This is a genomic window from Nonomuraea fuscirosea, from assembly GCF_035917475.1.
GTDB classification, from domain to species: domain Bacteria; phylum Actinomycetota; class Actinomycetes; order Streptosporangiales; family Streptosporangiaceae; genus Nonomuraea; species Nonomuraea fuscirosea.
In genome coordinates, this window is the sequence record NZ_CP109074.1 from 10,609,176 (window position 1) to 10,627,224 (window position 18,049).

Consider the following 18,049-nt stretch of genomic DNA (forward strand, 5'->3'; position numbering starts at 1 on the left):
GCCGGACCCGGCCGGGACGCCCATGGGACTCCCCGGCGCGGTCAGATCAGCACGTGATCGTCCGGGCGGCCGACGAAGGAGAACTGGGCGTTCCTGGTCAGCTTGATGTGGTCGGCCTGCCAGGTGTGCATCGCCGTGTCGGCGCTGCGCCAGTAGACGAAGTTGAAGCGGTCCGCCGAGTAGATCTTGACGGAGTCCTCCTTGAGGCGCCGTACCAGATGGGTGTCCTCGCCCCTGGTGATGTCGGCGAAGCGGTACGTGCGGAACAGGTCCGCCTTGCCGAGGAACGTGCCGCCCTGGACCAGCCACGAGTAGCGGTGCTCCAGGCCGGGCAGGCGCAGCATCGTGGTGTTGCTGCCCTCGAAGTACGCGTAGTGCGCGCCCTTGCCCGTCAGCTCCGCGTCGGAGTAGTCGAAGGCCCTGACCAGGTCCGACAGGTAGTGCTCGCCGTACAGGTTGTCGTCGTCCATCTTGGCGATCAGCTCGCCCTCGGCGGCGTCGATGCCCAGGTTCATGCAGGCACCGAGCGACAGTTCGGCGGCGGCGGGCAGCACCACGACGTCCGAGATGCCCGCCATACGAGCCTTGTCGGCCACCACGACGGGGTCGATGTCCAGGCCGTGCAGCACCATGATCAGCTGGAGCGGCCGGTGGCGCTGCCGGGCGACCGAGGAGATCGCGTGCTCGATCTGCGCGGCGCGGTTGGTGGGCAGCACGACCGAGATCGAGCGCGACCTGGGCTCCACGTGGTGCCCGAGGTCCTGGAGGATCTGGTCCACCCGGTGCGAGAAGAGGTGCTTGTCGAACACCTCGCGCATCGCCAGGTGACCCATCCTGGCCCGCAGTTCGGGGCTGTTCATCAGGTGCAGCACCTGGTTGTAGGACTCGATCGGCTCGCGCGCGATCGGCACCAGGTCGCCGAAGGTCTCCTCGATCGCCCGCGACCACCCCGACACGACGGGGGTCGAGCAGGCCGACAGCTCGAAGACGCGGCGCGCGCACATGGTCGGGGAGTCGAGCACGGAGTTGACGTTGAGGAAGACCTTGTACATCCGGTACGCGGCCAGCATCTGGTCATAGGGCAGCTCGCCCACGATGTGCGGCCGGTACTTCTCCGGCCAGGCGTACTTCTCGTCCACCTCGCCGTTGCGCGCGAAGATGTGCAGGCCCAGCTCCCTGACCGGGTCGAGCACGGTCTCCATCTGCTCGCGGCGCTCGGGATGCTTGTCCCTGAAGTACATCCCGGCGAAGACCACGTCGTGCAGGCGGCCCTTGGGCTGCTGGATCGGGTTGTGCACGCGGGGCTGGGCGGCGAACTGCAGCACGTCCACCCGATCATGTCCCAAAATTTCCCGATATTTCGGCAGCATGTCACCGTCGCAGGTGAACACGTAGTCGAACAGCTTGGCCGTGTCGATGAAGAAGTCGAAGTTCGGCGGGTCCTCCTTGTTCCAGAAGACCGTCGGGATGCCCTCCTGTCGGCACCACGCCACCAGCTCGCGCAGCGGCTCCTTCGGAGCGTTCGTGCCGGTCATCTGGTAGCGCCAGCGGCCCTGGTTCCCGTGCCAGGCCGACTCACAGAACAGCAGGTCGGGCCGCTTGTCGGCGAAGATCTCCGGCCAGTCCTTGAGCCCGAACTCGATCTGGTCCCACTCGTAGCGGAAGGCCATCCTGGAGAAGTCGTCGAGGATCACCGCGACCTTCAGGTCCGGCCGGGCCACCGGGCCGCTCGGCCACTTCACCGCGGGCACCTCGACCATGGGCGGCCGGTTCCCGGCCAGTGCGGCGGCCTCGCTGACCGGAAGCGGCGGCTTGGGCGCCCGCTCCTTCGAGCGGACCGCCTCGACGATCCGCCCCGGGCTCTTCGAGCCCAGCGCCTCGCCCAGCTTGAACGTCCGCTTGGCCTGGGTCGCCTCCAGCTTCCAGGTCGCGTACGCCGCCTTCGCCTCGGCGATCTCCAGCCGCCGGCGCAGCTCCGTGACCTCCGCCTCGTACCGCTCGACGAGCTTGCGCTCCTCGGGCAGCCAGTTGACGGGGCCGAGACGCTGGTAGGTGGGCTCTTCTGGAGTATCGGCCATGGTGGTACGCCTATCGCTTAGCGGAGGGAACTCATAGTACGGCGGACAATGCCGCTATTCGCGGCGTTTGCCCTGAGAGGCAGGGGCGAGGTTGTCCCCCTTCAGCCAGGCGGCGATCACCGTGGCGATGCGCGGCCCGGCCTTGCCGTCCCACAGCACCGGCAGCTCACCGGCCGGCGTGGCCGCGCCGTCGGCCAGCGCCTTCTCCGCCGCCGCGGGCAGCAGCGCGGGGGTGACCAGGCGGTTCGTCCCGTGGGTGATCGTGATCGGCCGCTCGGTGTTGGGCCGGACGGTCAGGCAGGGGACGCCGAGCATGGTCGTCTCCTCCTGGACGCCGCCGGAGTCGGTGACGACCAGCGCGGCGCCGCGGACGAGTGAGAGGAAGTCCACATAGCCCAGCGGGTCGACCACCTTGATCGAGTCACCGTCGACCAGGCCCGCCTCGGCCAGCCGGGCCTTGCCGCGCGGATGGATCGGCACCACGATCGGGAGCTGGCGCGAGACCTCCAGCACCGCGTCCACCAGCTCCTTGGCGGCCTCAGGGGTGTCCACGTTGGCCGGGCGGTGCAGCGTGGCCACCGCGTAGCGCGCGGGCAGCGCCAGCCGCTCGACCACCGGGGCCGGGTCCAGCGAGGGCAGCGCCGCGTACAGGCTGTCGATCATGGGGTTGCCCACCAGGTGCACCTTGGAGGCGGGCACGCCCTCGCCCGCCAGGTACGACAGCGCCTCCGGCGAGGTGGCGAACAGCAGGTCGGCCAGCGCGTCGGTGACGACCCGGTTGACCTCCTCCGGCATGCCGCGGTCGTAGGAGCGCAGCCCCGCCTCGACGTGCGCGGTCGGCACGCCCAGCTTGGCGCAGACCAGGATCGCGGCCAGCGTGGAGTTCACGTCGCCGTAGACGACGACCAGGTCGGGCTCCTGCTCCTGGACGACCTCCTCAAGGCCGACGAGCAGGGCGGCGGTCTGCTTGGCGTGGCTGCCCGAGCCCACCCCGAGATTGGCCACCGGCTCGGGCAGGCCGAGATCGGCGAAGAAGACGTCGGACATCAGCGCGTCGTAGTGCTGACCAGTGTGGATGATGCCCTGCCGCACGCCGAGCTCGCCGAGTGCCCGCACCACCGGGGCCGCTTTCACGAAATTGGGACGAGCGCCCAATACGTGCAGGACCAGGGGGTTTTCCCTCATTGACCTCGCCTTTCATAGCGGAAGGGAAAAAACGCTGCCTATGGTACGGTCCCTGCGTGGCATCCGACGCCAGTCGTCAAGACTCCTCCCGCAGATCTGACGGGGTCTCCGCGAAGTCCGCCCGTGCCGGCGTCGGTGGACTTCTCAAGGGCTTCGTCCAGCACCCGATCATCGTCTCCCGCGTGGTCGTGACGAAGGTCAAGTCCGACCCCGTCCGCGTGGCGCAGGCCGCCGCCGACTCGCTGCCGCCGGCGCTGCGCCCCATCGTCGGCAGCGTCGCCTGGCCGGCCGCCCGCAGGGCCAGGCGCATCGTGCGCAAGTTCGGCATGCGCGTGGTCAAGGGGCCGTGGAACGAGGCCAAGGAACTCTGGGACGCCGGCCGGGTCAGCGAGGCCTCCACCGTGCTGGACGCCCACGCCAAATACCCGTTCGTCAAGCGCAGGGCCGCCTACTACCGGGGCGAGCTGGCCGCGATCAGTCCCGACCCGATCCCGCCGGGGCCCAAGGTGGCCATCCTGGAGCGGGTCAAGGGGCGCGTGCTGCACCTGGTCACGAACGCGCTGCCGTACACGCAGGCCGGCTACACCGTCAGGACCCACCGCATCGTCACCGCGCAGAAGGCCGCGGGCATCGACCCGCACGTGGTCACCAGCTGGGGCTGGCCCATGCTGCAGGGGCACGCGGACGCGCCGCCGTACGAGGAGATCGACGGCATCCCCTACTACCGGCTGCTGCCGGGCGCTCACGGCGAGGTGCCGTTCGAGATGCAGGGGCGCATGATCAAGGGCGCCGACCGGGTCACCAAGCTGGTCACCGAGCTGCGGCCGCAGGTCCTGCACGCCGCCACCGACCACCGCAACGGCTCCGTCGCCCACGCCGTGCGCGACAGGACCGGCACGCCCTTCGTCTACGAGGTGCGCGGCTTCCTGGAGGAGACGTGGGCCTCGCGCGACCCGATCCGGGTCGGCAGCCAGCGGCACGTGCTCCAGCGCGAGCGGGAGTCGTTCCTCATGCGCGAGGCCGACGCGGTCGTCACGCTGGCCGAGACGATGGCCACCGAGATCGTCGAGCGCGGCGTGCCGCGCGAGCGGATCCACCTGGCGCCCAACGCCGTGGACGACGAGCTGCTGTCGGCTCACTACGACGGGGCCTCGTTCAGGAACGCCTACGGCATCGCCGACGGCGAGATCGTCGTGGGTTCGGTGTCCAGCATCGTGGCCTACGAGGGCTTCGCCACCCTTTTGCGCGCCGCCGCGCTGCTGCGCGACCAGAACACCCCCGTGCGCGTGCTGATCGTCGGCGACGGCACCGAGCGCGACACCCTGCTCGAACTCGTCGGGGAGCTGGGCCTGCGCGACGCCATCCTGCCCGGCCGGGTCGGCCCGGACGAGGCGCTGCAGGCGCAGGACGCGATCGACATCTTCGCCTGCCCGCGTGAGGATCTGCGCGTCTGCCGACTTGTTACGCCATTGAAACCCGTCGAGGCGATGGCGCTCGGCAAGCCCGTCGTGCTCAGCGATCTGCCCGCGCTGTCGGAGCTCGTCGGCTCCGACGGAGCCGGCCTGCTCGTCCCGCCCGGAGATCCCGCCGAGCTGGCCAAGGCCATCGCCGGACTCCGGGAGGACCCGGCGCGGCGGGCTGAGATGGGTGAGGCGGGACGTGCGGAAGTGGCGGCGAAGCGGACTTGGAGCCGCGTTGCCGAGACTTATCAAGCTCTATACCGGTCCCTTGCCGAATGATGACCTTCGTGTTGGCTGTCTCTTACGACGGGTTCGGTCGCATTAGGCGTGAGCTAGGTGGACTTGAGATAACCTTTGCGACCATGAAGTGTTGTTTCCGGCTCCCCAAGGCACAGCTGTGACAGAAATCGACTTGGCTGTCATCGGTCTGGGCTACGTCGGCATGCCTCTCGCCAAGGAGGCAGTGGCCGCCGGCCTGCGGGTCGTCGGCGTGGACGTGGACCCGGCCAAGGTCGACGCGCTCAACGCCGGGCGGTCCTACATCGACGACCTGACGGACGCCGATCTTGAGCACATGCTGGCCAACGGGTTCAGCGCCACGCTCGACGAGAGCGTCCTGGCCGGGAGCAACACGATCGTCATCTGCGTCCCGACCCCGCTCGACGAGGACCACCGCCCGGACCTGTCCGCGGTGGAGGGCGCGACCATGGCCGTCGCCCGCAACCTGAGCAAGGGCACGCTGGTCGTCCTGGAGTCCACCACGTGGCCGGGCACCACCGACGAGGTGGCCAGGCCGCTGCTGGAGAAGTCGGGGCTCGTCGCCGGCGAGGACTTCCAGCTCGCCTTCTCGCCCGAGCGGATCGACCCGGGCAACCCCAAGTTCGGGCTGCGCAACACCCCCAAGGTCGTCGGCGGCTTCACTCCGGCCTGCCGCGACCGGGCCACGGCCTTCTACGGGCAGTTCATCGAGCAGGTGGTGCCGGTCAGCGGCACCCGCGAGGCCGAGATGGCCAAGCTGCTGGAGAACACCTACCGGCACGTCAACATCGCCCTCGTCAACGAGATGGCGATCTTCTGCGACGAGCTCGGCATCGACCTGTGGGAGTCCATCGAGGCGGCGGCCACCAAGCCGTTCGGCTTCCACAAGTTCCTGCCGGGGCCCGGGGTCGGCGGGCACTGCATCCCGGTCGACCCGTCGTACCTGTCGTACACGGTGCGCAAGCTCGGCTACCCGTTCCGGTTCGTGGAGCTGGCGCAGGAGATCAACGAGCGGATGCCCTCGTACGTGGTCGCCCGCGCACAACGCTTGCTCAACCGGCATAAAAAGGCCGTCAACGGCGCCAAAGTCGTTATGCTCGGCGTCACCTACAAACCGGATATCGCCGACGAGCGTGAGACTCCGGCCCTCCCCGTGGCGCGTGCGCTGCTGGAGCTGGGCGCCGAGCTCTCGTTCGCGGACCCGTACGTCAAGGAGTGGTCGGTGGACGGCACCCCGGTGCCGCGTGAGGAGGATCTGGCCGAGGCCGTGATCAACGCGGACGTGACGCTGCTGCTTCAGCAGCACGCCGCGTTCGACCTCGACATGGTCGAGGCCAAGGCCAGGCTCGTGCTGGACACCCGCGGCGTCCTCGCCGAGGGTGAACGCGTCGAGCGGCTGTAGCGACGGAGGGTTGCGCGCAGTGCACGTGCTCGTCATGACGGTGGTGCATAACCCCGAGGACGCGAGAATTCTGCATCGGCAGATCCGTGCCCTTGTGGATGCCGGTCATGAGGTCACGTACGCCGCGTCGTTCACCGCGCACGGCGTCGTGCCCCGACCGTGGGTCACCGGTGTGGATCTGCCCAGGGCCGCCCAGCGCAAGCGGATGGCCGCGGTGTGGGCCGCGCGGCGGCTGTTCAAGCGCATGCGCGACAAGGTCGACCTCGTCCTCATCCACGACCCCGAGCTGCTGTTCGCGGTGTGGGGCATGCGGCACAGCCCGCCCGTGGTGTGGGACGTGCACGAGGACACCCCCGCCACGCTCTCGCTGAAGCCGTGGCTGCCCGCGCCGCTGCGGCCGCCGGTGCGCTTCCTGGCGCGCATGCTGGAGGGCACCGCGGAGCGGCACATGCACCTGCTGCTGGCCGAGACGGCCTACGCGGGCAGGTTCAAGGACGCCCACCTGATCGTGCCGAACGAGACCTGGGTGCCCGACTCCGTGACGCCGCCGGGCGAGGACCGCGTGGTCTACCTCGGCTGGCTGTCCAGGGCGCGCGGCGTGTTCGAGGCCATCGAGGTGGCCAAGCTGCTGCAGCCGTACCGGGTGACGGTGGAGCTGATCGGGTACGCCGATCCGCAGAGCCGCCCGGTGCTCAACCAGGCCGTCACCGAGGGCCTGCTCGAATGGCGTGACTTCATGCCCAACGACGAGGCGCTCAAGCGGCTCGACGGGGCGCTGGCCGGGCTGTCGCTGCTGCACGACGAGCCCAACTACCGGCACTCGATGCCCACGAAGATCGTGGAGTACATGGCGCACGGCATCCCGGTCATCACCACCCCGTCACCGCGGGCGGTCGAGCTGGTCGAGCGCTATGACAGCGGCGTCGTGGTGCCGTGGGAGGACCCCAAGGCGGTCGCGCAGGCCGTGCTGACCCTGCGCGACGACGTCAGGGAACGGCGGGCGCAGGGCGCGCGGGGCTACGCGGCGGCCCGGGCCAACCACCACTGGCCCAACTCCGCCAAGCGGTTCGTGACGCAGCTGGAGTCCTGGGCCGGGGTCAAGCCGTAACCCACGAGAACTCACTAGGGCGGGTAGGTTCCTGAACGTGCGCTGGCTCTTCCTGGTCGTGGGCGCCGCCATCCTGGCCGTGGTCGCGGCGGTGATCATCGTGCTGCCGGACTCCGCGGAGAAGACGACCCCCACGGCCGTCGCGTCGAAGCCGGTCAAGACGACGGCCGCGCCGACGCCGGCGGTGAGCGCGTTCACCGACGACTGTGGAACGTTCGACACCGGCGAGAAGGCCCCCTACGCCGTCACCGGCTACTGGATCACCCCCAAGTCCAACCCCTGCACGTGGCGCAAGCAGCTGCAGGAGATCCACCGCGTCGGCGGCGACACGATCATCAGGATCGGCTACGGCCTGCAGTTCCGCACCGTCACCGACACCGGGCAGGTCAAGGCCAAGGACGGCTCCGTCGACTCGCTCTACAAGGGCTGCGTCGAGGACGAGCTGACTTGCTACGACGCGGCGCTGCACGACCTGCAGCAGGCCAACCCGGACAACCGGATCGGCCGCATGTACGTCTACCGCACCGACGAGTCGTTCGGCCCCGACCTGTTCCGCTGCCCCCAGATCGAGCACCCCATCGTGGCCGGCAAGCGCATCTACTACCGGCTCATCACCCAGGCCGACGGCTCCGACGACGCCACCTGCGACTTCACCGGCAAGCCCGGCTCGTACGACATGATCCTGATCGCCGGCTCCACGACCGACAGCCTGACCAAGCTGCTCGACCTGGCCGACCAGTTCGGCATGCGGGTCTTCCCCGCCCTGCCGCTGGCCCCGCGCGACTCCAAGTCGCAGATCAGGGCCGAGAAGCGGCACCTCGGCACGCTCACCACGCTGACCCGGCGCATCCTGCAGGACTACGGCGCGCGCTTCGGCGAGCGCGACGCGCTGGGCGGCGTCTACCAGCCGTTCGAGGTCCAGATGTCGTCCACCCTGGCCACGAACCCGACGCTGGAGGTGTACGCCGACCAGCACATGATCGTCGAGCAGGAGTTGTCCGGCAAACCCATCCTGATCAGCCCCTATCTCGACGCGCGCAAGGACGTCGCCTTCGGGCAGACACCCAAGCAGGTGGCCGAGGGCTTCAAGGCGCTGGTGAAGGCCGGGGTCGGCATCATCGCGCCGCAGGACAGCCGGGGCACGGGCAAGGTGGGGCTGTTCTGGCCCGACGAGCGCGACGACGAGGTGGACGAACGGCTGCGGCCGGTGCGCGGGGTGGGCGAGGCGACGTACGACGAGGCGTACCACGGGTCCACCCGCGACTACTATCGCGAGATGGCCGCGGCCCGCCAGGAGATGATCGACTCCGGCTACCACGTGCAGCTCTGGGCGAACGTGGAGGCCTTCGAGCCCTCGGGCAAGGAGCCCTGCGCCCCGCAGGGCACCCGCGGCAAGACCGACAAGAAACGCCTGGACCAGGCGGTCACGATGGCCGGGCGTTATGTCCAGAAAGTCGTCTCCTACATGTGGAGCGACTTCATGACCTGCGGCCGGCCGTCGCTGGAAGAGGAGATCGCGCAGGACTGGGAGCGGCCGATCGCGGTGGACGCGATCAGGCGCTCGCGCGACGTCCAGGACGGCGTGGAGGTACGCGGCTACAACCTCAAGGACAGCACGATCACCCTCACCTGGTCGGGCGGCACCAAGGAGATGGTGGTCTCGGCCGTGGGCTGGCTGGACGAGGACCCGTTCGAGGAGGAGCTGCCCGAGGGCATGGCGACGGCGTGGGTGCCGTTCGACTGGAGCCAGGTGCCCGGCGGGGAGTGGGTCAGGATCGGGGTCAAGGTGCCGTCGGGGCGCGCGGCCACCGAGCCGCTGCACGTACGCATCGTCACCTAGCGGCCGCGTTCACCTGGAGGGGCACGGCACCTGGAGGGGCACGGCACCTGGCGGGTCGGGGCACCTGACGGCCGTGTAGTCGGCGGGCCGAGGCACCTGGCGGGCCGCGCGGCGCACGGTTCGCTGCCCGCCCACGACTGCGTGTAACGTGCCTGCCATGGTCCCGAGCATCCCGGTCAGTGTCGACCTGGTCGTGCTCACCGTGCGTAACCAGGCGTTGAGCGCCCTCGTGTGGCGTCGCGACAATCCGCCGTTCCTGCGCCGCTGGTCGCTGCCCGGCGGCTTCATCCAGCTCGACGAGGACCTGCCCGCCGCCGCCCACCGCGTGCTGGCCGAGCGGGCCGGCCTCCCCGGCGCGCCGGTGCACCTGGAGCAGCTCCAGACCTACGGCTACCCCGACCGCGACCCCCGCCAGCGCGTGCTGAGCGTCGCCTACCTGGGCCTGGCCCCCGACCTGCCGGCCTCGGAGAAGGCCCACATGAGCTGGCAGGCGGTCGGCTCGCTCGCGGTGATGGCCTTCGACCACCGGCGCATCATGCTCGACGGGGTCGAGCGGGCGCGGGCGAAGCTGGAGTACACCTCGCTGGGGGCGGCGTTCTGCCCGCCGGAGTTCACGGTGGCCGATCTGCGGCGGGTCTACGAGATCGTCTGGGGCCGCGCGCTCGACCCGCGCAACTTCCACCGCAAGGTCACCAAGGCGAAGGACTTCCTGCTGGAGACCGGCGGCACGACGACCAGAGACGGCGGCCGGCCCGCCAAGCTCTACCGCCGCGGCCCCGCCGAGCTGCTGCATCCGCCCATGCTGCGCAGCCTCAAGGAGTGAGCGGCGGGCCGGAGGATGCCGCATCGCGTCCTGCCTTCTAAGGTGAGGGCATGCCTCGTTTCCGCCAGATCCTGGACTCCATGGCTGCCTACAAGGCGGGCAAAGCGGTCGTCGCTCCCGACGGGCGGTCCTACAAGCTGTCCTCCAACGAATCTCCGTACGATCCGCTGCCCTCCGTGGTCGAGGCCATCGCCGAGGCGGCGCGGGAGATCAACCGCTACCCCGACCCCGGCGCGGTCAAGCTGACCGAGGCCATCGCGGAGCGGTTCGGCGTGCCCTTCGACCACATCGCGCTCGGCGCGGGGTCGGTCACCGTGGCGCAGCAGCTGTTCGAGGCGGTGGGCGAGCCCGGGGCCGAGGTCGTCTACGCGTGGCGCTCCTTCGAGGCCTACCCGCTGCTCGCCGACCTGGCCGGGGTCACCTCGGTCACCGTGCCGCTGGCGGGCGAGGACCACGACCTCGACGCCATGGCCGCGGCGATCAACGACCGCACCCGCATGGTGTTCCTGTGCAACCCCAACAACCCGACCAGCACCGCCATCCGCCGCGACGGGCTGGAGTCGTTCCTGGCCCGGGTGCCTGAGGACGTGCTGGTGGTCCTCGACGAGGCCTACCACGAATACGTGCGCGACGAGGACGTGCCCGACGGGCTCACCGTCTACCGCGACCGGCCCAACGTCTGCGTGCTGCGCACGTTCTCCAAGGCGTACGGGCTGGCCGGGCTGCGCGTCGGTTACCTGATCGCGCCCGAGCCGGTGGCCACGGCGGTACGCAAGACGATCATCCCGTTCGCCGTCAACCACCTCGCCCAGGTCGCCGCCATCGCCTCGCTCAAGGCCGAGGACGAACTGCTCGACCGGGTCGAGCGGGTGGTCAAGGAGCGCACCCGCGTCCGCGAGGCGCTCATCGCGCAGGGCTGGACGGTGCCGCCCACCGAGGCGAACTTCGTCTGGCTGCGGCTCGGCGAGCGGACGCTCGACTTCGCCGCCGCCTGCGCGGTGGAGGGCGTGGCGGTGCGCCCGTTCCAGCCGGAGGGGGTGCGGGTGTCGATCGGCTCGCCGGAGGCGAACGACGCCTTCCTCGCCGCGGCTCAGGCGTTCCGGCGCTGAGCCCTGCCGCTGGGCCCCGCTGCCGCTGAGCCGTGCTGCCGCTGCCGGCCGCTGCTGCTGGGCCCTGCTGAGGCGGCCGCCCGTGCCGTGGCGGCCGCCCGCCGTCAAGGAGAGGTCGGGCTGGTCACGGGCGCGGGTTCCGTCGTGGTGACGGCAGGAGCCCTGGATCGTCCGCGTCGCTCGGTGGAGACCACCAGGGCGACGCCGACCAGGATCACCAGGCCGCCGATCAGGATCTGCGTCGTCACGTGCTCGTCGACCACCAGCACGCCGAGGACGACGGCCACGATCGGGTTGACGTAGGCGTACGTCGAGACGAGCGAGATCGGCGCGTTGCCGAGCAGCCAGGTGTAGGCGGTGAAGCCGACCAGCGAGCCCACCAGCACCAGGTAGGTCAGCGCCAGCCACGACCGCCCGGAGACGGCGGCCAGGTCGAGCCGCTCGCCGAGCGAGAGACCGGCCACGGCCAGCCCGATGCCGCCGGCCAGCATCTCGATCGTGCTGGCGGTCCAGGCGTCGCCGGGCATCGGGATCCGGCCGGACAGGAACGAGCCGACCGACCACGACAGCGACGCCAGCAGGATCACCACGATCCCGCTGGTGTCGGCCGCCTCGCCGCCGCCGTTCAGCGACAGGGCCGCGACCCCGCAGAACCCGACCAGCACCCCGGCCAGCGTCAGCACCTCCGGCCGGTCTCTGAAGGCGAGCCGCAGCACCACCAGCCACAGCGGCACGGCGGCCACGAGCAGCGCGGCCAGGCCGGAGGAGATGTGCTGCTCGGCCACGGCGACCATACCGTTGCCGCCGGTGAGCAGCAGCAATCCGACGAGTGCGGCGCCGCCGGCCTGCCGCCAGGACATCCTGAACGCCGCCCGGCCTCTCCTGACCAGCAGGAACCCGCCGAGCAGCAGCCCGGCCGTCACGAACCGCAGGGTGCCCTGGAGCATCGGCGGCAGGGTCTCGATGGAGATCCTGATGCCGAGGTAGGTCGAGCCCCACACCACGTAGACGATCGCCAGCGCGCCCCAGACAAGGAGTGGAGACCGGCTGTCAGTAGCGTTTGCACTCATGGCTCGTGACTCTATCGAGTGCCTCCGACAGAAACCCAGTGGGTATCGGACCCGGCATAAAGGGCTGTCTCCGCGAGGGCTGACAGCCTCGACGGCGAGCCTTCGATGCGTCCGCAGAACCTGGAGCCACTGCCGCCACGGAAGCGCTCCCAGCTCCCTCACAGCCCCGCGCAGCAGTCCTTCAACGAGGAGAGGTGGCCCGAAAGGCGCGAAATGCCCGCCGAAGGCGGTCGCCCGGCCGTGCTCCGGCACCGGCGAGCGCTCATGGGAGAGGGGATTTGGTGCCCCCGTCCGAATCGCGTCGATCGGGGGCGTGGGAGAACATACCCCCCATCCACCCGCGTCAACCAATTAGTTCACAAGAGTCAACGTGCTTGTCGGCTCTCCTGACACCTTCCGTCAATGCGGTGGTCACGCGAGGGTGCGGGCCCGCCGTGCCGCGACACGGCGGGCCATCGTTCCATCCCAGGTCAGCCCCAAGATCAGCGCGGCCCGAGCTTCTCCACGATCAGCCGGTACAGCTGCCTGGGACGCCCGGGTTGCGGCGTACGGTTCGGCGGAAGCGGCCACGCGAGTCCCTCGTCAACCAACGTGCGCAGCAACCGCCTGGCCGTACGGGGCGTGACGCCGAGCATCTTGCCCGCGCCCTCGGCATCGACCACGGTGTCGCCGCCTTCGAGCTTCGCCGCCAGTCTGGCCAGTACCTCCACTCCTTTCGGCTTGAGCGCGGTGGCCCCGGTAGGGGGCATCCGGGGGGCCGGGATGAGCGCCCGCCCCTCGCGATCCACCGCGAATCCCTGTGCTTGTTTGCCCGCCTGGGTCCGCGCGAGCGCGGCCCTGGCGTGTGACTCCGCGTCGTGCGTCGTCCGCCCCATGCCCACGCCGACCTCGACCGCCAGCCCCAGCTCGTCCCTGATCCTGGCCGCGAACGGCAACACCCTGAACCCGTCCGTCGCCGCCGCGATCGAGCCCCTGGTGGCGGTCACCAGGTAGCTGTGATCGTCGATGGGCCAGACGGTGGCGTTGATCCGGTTCGCCTCCTGGACCAGGAGCCGGTGCAGCGACAGCCGCAGCTCGTCCCGCCAGTAGCGGGGCGCGGCGCGGCGCACGGGTTCGCGCAGCGTCGGCACCTCCACCAGCACGACCGTGAGCTGTGACTCCTCCAGCCGGTGATGCGCCCCGAGCAGCGCCGCGGTGTGCAGCGCCGTACGGACCGCGGCCGACGTCGGCCTGATCCTGATGACCGGTACGCCCGCGGCGTGCAGGCGTTCGGCCACCGCGGGCAGGCACGTCAGCGCTCCCGTGGTGGCTCCCTGACGGGCCAGGCGTTCGTGGTAGGCCGCGATCGTGCCGGTGGCTCCCGGCTCGTCGCGGCTGTGCACGTCCGCGGCGGGGATGCCGAGGTCGGTGTACGCCTCCTCGACATCGGCCCTGCTGACCACGTCGATGCTGACCTTCTGGGGATCCATGCGGGTGTCCAGCGCGGCCTTGGCCAACGCCGCCACCAGTGCGGCTCCGCCGAGTTGCACGTACGTCGCGGGCATCGTCAGCACGCCGGATCGCCTGGCCAGGTCGTAGGGGACCGGGCTGGCGAACAGACATGCGTCGACACCGGGACCGAGCCGCGTCACCTTGTCGGGCGCCTCCTGTTCATCGCGGTACGCGGCCGCGACCAGGCGACACGGCAGCGGCGCCGCGGCGTGACCCATCAGCATGACTCGCTCGACCAGGTCGTGGGGTCCGACCACGCCGATGGTGAGGTCCGGTGTCATAGCGCCCGGGCGTGACACTCGGGGAGTTTCTTCGGCCCTCTCGACCAATGTTCGTCCCATCCTGCCGTCCGTTGCAGTGTTCTCTTTTGGAACGATCGCTCGCGGGGGCCGTAATGTCACGCCCGACTTTTCCGGAAAGCCGTTCTGGTTGACCGCCCGACATGATGTTCTGGCAGCTCAAAGCGGTTTTTCTCGCGTTTTTTAGCGCTCTGAAATCTCTCGTGTAATGTCCGCGCCGAGCGCGCGCATTCGCGCCGCGAGATGCGCGTGGCCGCGATCGATCAGGTATCCCGAGTCGATCTGGGTCTCCCCTTCGGCGGCCAGTCCGGCGAGCACCAGCGCGATCCCCGAACGCAGGTCGTGCGCGGTCACCTGGGTGCCGGTGAGCGGGGTGCGGCCGCGGACGACGGCCCTGCTTCCCTCGACCTCCACGTTGGCGCCCATCTTGTTCAGCTCGCCGGCCAGCGCGAAGCGGCCGTCGAAGATGCGCTCATGGATGTAGCTGGTGCCGTCGGCGAGCGCCGCGACGGTCATCATCGGGGACTGCAGGTCGGTGGCGAACCCCGGATAGGTGTCGGTGATGATGTTGATCGGCCGCAACGGGCCCTCGCAGCCCACGTGCAGCACGGCGCCCTGGCGGTGGAACTCCACGCCCATCTGCTCCAGCTTGTAGCGGACCACGCCGAGGTCGAGGCCGGTGCCCACGAGGCTGACCTCGCCCCCGGTGATCGCCGCCGCCATCGCGAAGACGCCGGCGTCGAGGCGGTCGGGCATGACCGTGTGCTCGACCGCGTGCAGCTCCTCGACGCCCTCCACGGTGATGAAGCCGGTGCCGCCGCCGCTGATGCGCGCGCCCATTTTGGTGAGCATGTCGATGACGTCGAGCACCTCGGGCTCCAGCGCGGCGTTCTCGATCACGGTGGTGCCCTTGGCCAGGGCGGCGGCCATGATGAGGTTCTCGGTGCCGGTGTGGGAGGGGGTGTCGAGGTAGAGGGTGGCGCCGGTCAGGCCGGAGGCCTTGACGTGGATGACGGTCTCGCCCTCGTCCACGATCGCGCCCAGCCGCTTGTAGCCGAGATAGTGGAAGTCGAGGTTGCGGCTGCCGAGGTTGCAGCCGCCGACCCCCTCCACGATCGCCTCGCCGAGGCGGTGGAGCAGGGCGGGGGTGAACAGCACGGACCCGCGGAAACGACGGGCGATCTCGGCGGGCAGGATCGGGCTGTTCACCTTGGAGGCGTCGATGACCAGCGTGCGCTCAGACTCGTGCAGCTCGACGTACGCGCCGATCGCCTCGGCCAGCTCGACCGCGCGGCGGACGTCCTCGATGATCGGCACGTTGCGCAGGACGGTGCGGCCCTTCGGGGCGAGCAGAGCCGCGCCGATCATGGGAAGCACGGCGTTTTTCGCGCCCTGGATGAACGCGGTTCCACGCAGTGCGTTGCCACCGCGCACGCGGTAACGGACCATTCGTGCGGCTCCTTGATTTCCGGCGGTGAGGCTCGATCGGGCCAACAGTAGTCGCTCACACCACATGACCCAGCCGAATCATCCGCTAAAGGAAGCCCCCGTGATGCGCTCATACGCTTCTAGGTATCGCTGCCTGGTCAGCTCGACGATGTGGTCGGGCAGCCGAGGTGGGGGGTTTCCGGAGTCTTTGTCCCATCCCGATTCGGGCGATACTAGCCAATCGCGTACAAATTGCTTGTCAAAAGACGGCTGGGAACGGCCGGGTTTCCATTCGTCGACCGGCCAGAATCGCGACGAGTCGGGCGTCAGCACCTCGTCGCCCAGCGTCAGCACGCCGTCTGCGTCCCAGCCCAGCTCGATCTTCGTGTCGGCCACGATGATGCCCCGCTCGCGGGCGATCTCCGCGCCGCGCGTGTAGACGGCCAGCGTGATCCGCCGCAGCTCCGCGGCCGTCTCCGCGCCGACCTGCGCCACGACCTGCTCGTAGGAGATCGGCTCGTCGTGCTCGCCCTGGGGCGCCTTCGTCGAGGGCGTGAAGATCGGCTCGGGCAGCCGCGAGCCGTCCTCCAGCCCGGCCGGCAGGGCCACCCCGGACACCGTGCCGCCCGCGCGGTACTCGTTCAGCCCGCCGCCCGCCAGATAACCCCTGGCCACGCACTCGACCTGGACCATCTTCAGCGGCCTGCACAGCACACTGCGGGAGTCGTCGCCGCGGCCCGCGACGTGGTTGGGCACGACGTCCTTGAGCTGGTCGAACCACCACAGCGACATCTGCGTGAGGATGGCCCCCTTGTCGGGGATGTCGGGCTCCATGATGTAGTCGAAGGCCGAGATCCGGTCGGAGGCGACCATGAGGAGCAGGCCCTCGTCGGTCTCGTAGAGGTCGCGTACCTTGCCGGAGTGCACACGCTTCATCGGGCGATGTCCGTTCTGTGGAAGGAGCCGCGCAGTTCGATCCCGGCGACCAGGTCGTAGGCCGCCCGGCGCGCGCTCTCCTGGTCGGGCCCGTGGCCCACCACGTTGAGCACCCGCCCGCCGCTGGAGACGATGTCGTCGCCCGCCCGTTTCGTGCCGGCGTGGATGACGTACGCGTTCCCGGTCTCCCGCAGCCCCGTGATCACGTCGCCCTTGACCGGCGACTCCGGATAGCCCTCGGCGGCGATCACCACGGTCACGGCCGCGCCGTCGTGGAAGACCGGGTCGAGCCCCAGCTCACCGGTCGCGCTCGCCATCAGCAGCCCGGCCAGCGGCGTCTCCAGCCGGTCGAGCAGCACCTGCGTCTCCGGGTCGCCGAAGCGCGCGTTGAACTCGACCACCTTCGGCCCCTTCGCCGTCAGTGCCAGCCCCACGTAGAGCACCCCCTGGTACGGCAGCCCGCGCCGGGCCAGCTCGCCGATCGTCGGATGCACGACCTCCCGCATGACCTGCTCGGTCAGCCCCTCGGGCGCCCACGGCAGCGGCGTGTAGGCGCCCATGCCGCCGGTGTTGGGGCCCGCGTCGCCGTTGTAGGCCCGCTTGAAGTCCTGCGCGAGTTGCAGCGGCACGGCCGTGCTCCCGTCGCACAGCGCGAACAGCGACACCTCGGGCCCGTCGAGGTATTCCTCGATCACCACCCGCTCGCAGGCCCGCGCGTGGGCGAGCGCCTTGTCCCGGTCGTCGGTGACGACCACGCCCTTGCCCGCGGCCAGCCCGTCCTCCTTGACCACGTAGGGGGCGCCGAACTCGTCGAGCGCCGCGGCGGCCTCCTCCTCGGTCTCACACGTCCTGGCCCGCGCGGTCGGCACGTCGGCCGCCCGCATGATCTCCTTGGCGAACGCCTTCGACCCCTCGATCATGGCCGCGTCCCGCGAGGGCCCGAAGCAGGCGAAGCCCGCCTCGCGCACCGCGTCGCTCACCCCCGCCACGAGCGGGGCCTCAGGCCCCACCACGACGAGATCGACCCGCAGCCGCGCCGCCAGCCCGGCCACCTGCCCGGGGTCCAGCGGATCGATCGGATGGACGGTCGCGACCTCCTCGATGCCAGGATTGCCTGGCGCACAGTGAAGCTCGCTGACCTGGGGATCGAGCTTGAGAGAACGGCACAGGGCGTGCTCACGCCCACCGGATCCAATGACTAGAACGCGCACGCGCTCCATTGTCGCAGGCCCGCCGCCTGACGCACGCTCCGGTCGCCGAGGACGGCCCGCCGCCGGAAGCCGATGACGGCATCTGCCGGAATAGGTAAGAAACTTTGTGGAGTTCTACCTGAGCGGAACCTCTCCTGGCGGGTATCGTCATTGAGGTTCACCCGCCTGTGGTAGCTTGAGGCGGCTTCGCGGCGTCCCCGTGTGATTGGAGGTGGTCCGGGATGAATCCTGGTGATCCCAGCAGTACGTGCTCGCACACGTACGACGTGCTTACCCCCGACCACTCCAATTCGGCAGCCTGATCGTGCCTCCACGCAATCCGTGTTGATTGAGGTGACTTCATCGCGCGTG

At 69.8% G+C, this 18,049-nt stretch carries 13 protein-coding genes; 6 read left to right on the forward strand and 7 right to left on the reverse strand.

The features are described from left to right. Positions 1–41: 41 nt before the first annotated feature. Positions 42–2,078 carry a glycosyltransferase family protein gene (locus OIE67_RS48910; RefSeq protein ID WP_326633512.1) on the reverse strand — a complete coding sequence of 679 codons (2,037 nt, stop codon included), beginning with the start codon at positions 2,076–2,078 and terminating at the stop codon, positions 42–44. A gap of 54 nt (positions 2,079–2,132) precedes the next feature. Beyond that, positions 2,133–3,263: a non-hydrolyzing UDP-N-acetylglucosamine 2-epimerase gene (wecB, locus tag OIE67_RS48915; RefSeq protein WP_106247560.1), complete on the reverse strand. Its 1,131-nt coding sequence runs from the start codon at positions 3,261–3,263 to the stop codon at positions 2,133–2,135. A gap of 56 nt (positions 3,264–3,319) precedes the next feature. Between wecB and OIE67_RS48920 the strand changes: the two genes are divergently transcribed. The 6 genes from OIE67_RS48920 (at position 3,320) to hisC (ending at position 11,263) form a co-directional block, all read left to right on the forward strand. Then, entirely contained in the window at positions 3,320–5,002 is a 1,683-nt protein-coding gene (locus OIE67_RS48920) for a glycosyltransferase family 4 protein (RefSeq protein WP_326633515.1), read from the forward strand. 133 nt (positions 5,003–5,135) lie between these two features. Beyond that, entirely contained in the window at positions 5,136–6,383 is a 1,248-nt protein-coding gene (locus tag OIE67_RS48925) for a nucleotide sugar dehydrogenase (RefSeq protein ID WP_326633517.1), read from the forward strand. 19 nt (positions 6,384–6,402) lie between these two features. Next, the gene (locus OIE67_RS48930; protein WP_106247565.1) at positions 6,403–7,491 is read left to right on the forward strand and encodes a glycosyltransferase; all 1,089 of its coding nucleotides are present in this window, start codon (positions 6,403–6,405) and stop codon (positions 7,489–7,491) included. 37 nt (positions 7,492–7,528) lie between these two features. Next, entirely contained in the window at positions 7,529–9,331 is a 1,803-nt protein-coding gene (locus OIE67_RS48935) for a DUF4434 domain-containing protein (RefSeq protein ID WP_326633518.1), read from the forward strand. A 157-nt stretch (positions 9,332–9,488) separates the two neighbouring features. Beyond that, positions 9,489–10,154 carry an NUDIX hydrolase gene (locus tag OIE67_RS48940; RefSeq protein ID WP_106247568.1) on the forward strand — a complete coding sequence of 222 codons (666 nt, stop codon included), beginning with the start codon at positions 9,489–9,491 and terminating at the stop codon, positions 10,152–10,154. Positions 10,155–10,204: 50 nt separating this feature from the next. After that, positions 10,205–11,263 (forward strand): histidinol-phosphate transaminase, encoded by a 1,059-nt coding sequence (gene hisC, locus OIE67_RS48945; RefSeq protein ID WP_326633521.1) that lies wholly within the window; start codon positions 10,205–10,207, stop codon positions 11,261–11,263. A gap of 104 nt (positions 11,264–11,367) precedes the next feature. On the opposite strand, the gene OIE67_RS48950 is transcribed toward hisC, so the two are convergent. The 5 genes from OIE67_RS48950 to purD all read right to left on the reverse strand — a co-directional run bounded on the left by OIE67_RS48950 (position 11,368) and on the right by purD (position 17,698). Continuing rightward, positions 11,368–12,333 (reverse strand): EamA family transporter, encoded by a 966-nt coding sequence (locus tag OIE67_RS48950; protein ID WP_326633523.1) that lies wholly within the window; start codon positions 12,331–12,333, stop codon positions 11,368–11,370. A 482-nt stretch (positions 12,334–12,815) separates the two neighbouring features. Then, positions 12,816–14,105, reverse strand: a complete 1,290-nt coding sequence (locus tag OIE67_RS48955) for a GTP cyclohydrolase IIa (RefSeq protein WP_106247572.1) — start codon at positions 14,103–14,105, stop codon at positions 12,816–12,818. A gap of 201 nt (positions 14,106–14,306) precedes the next feature. Continuing rightward, complete coding sequence (gene murA / locus OIE67_RS48960) at positions 14,307–15,572, reverse strand: UDP-N-acetylglucosamine 1-carboxyvinyltransferase (protein ID WP_106247573.1); 1,266 nt, start codon at positions 15,570–15,572, stop codon at positions 14,307–14,309. A 78-nt stretch (positions 15,573–15,650) separates the two neighbouring features. Further along, on the reverse strand, positions 15,651–16,487 hold the full coding sequence (locus tag OIE67_RS48965; RefSeq protein ID WP_326633527.1) for a phosphoribosylaminoimidazolesuccinocarboxamide synthase: 837 nt from the start codon (positions 16,485–16,487) through the stop codon (positions 15,651–15,653). Further along, complete coding sequence (gene purD, locus OIE67_RS48970; protein WP_326633528.1) at positions 16,484–17,698, reverse strand: phosphoribosylamine--glycine ligase; 1,215 nt, start codon at positions 17,696–17,698, stop codon at positions 16,484–16,486. The genes OIE67_RS48965 and purD overlap by 4 nt, the downstream gene beginning before the upstream one ends. Positions 17,699–18,049 lie beyond the last annotated feature (351 nt).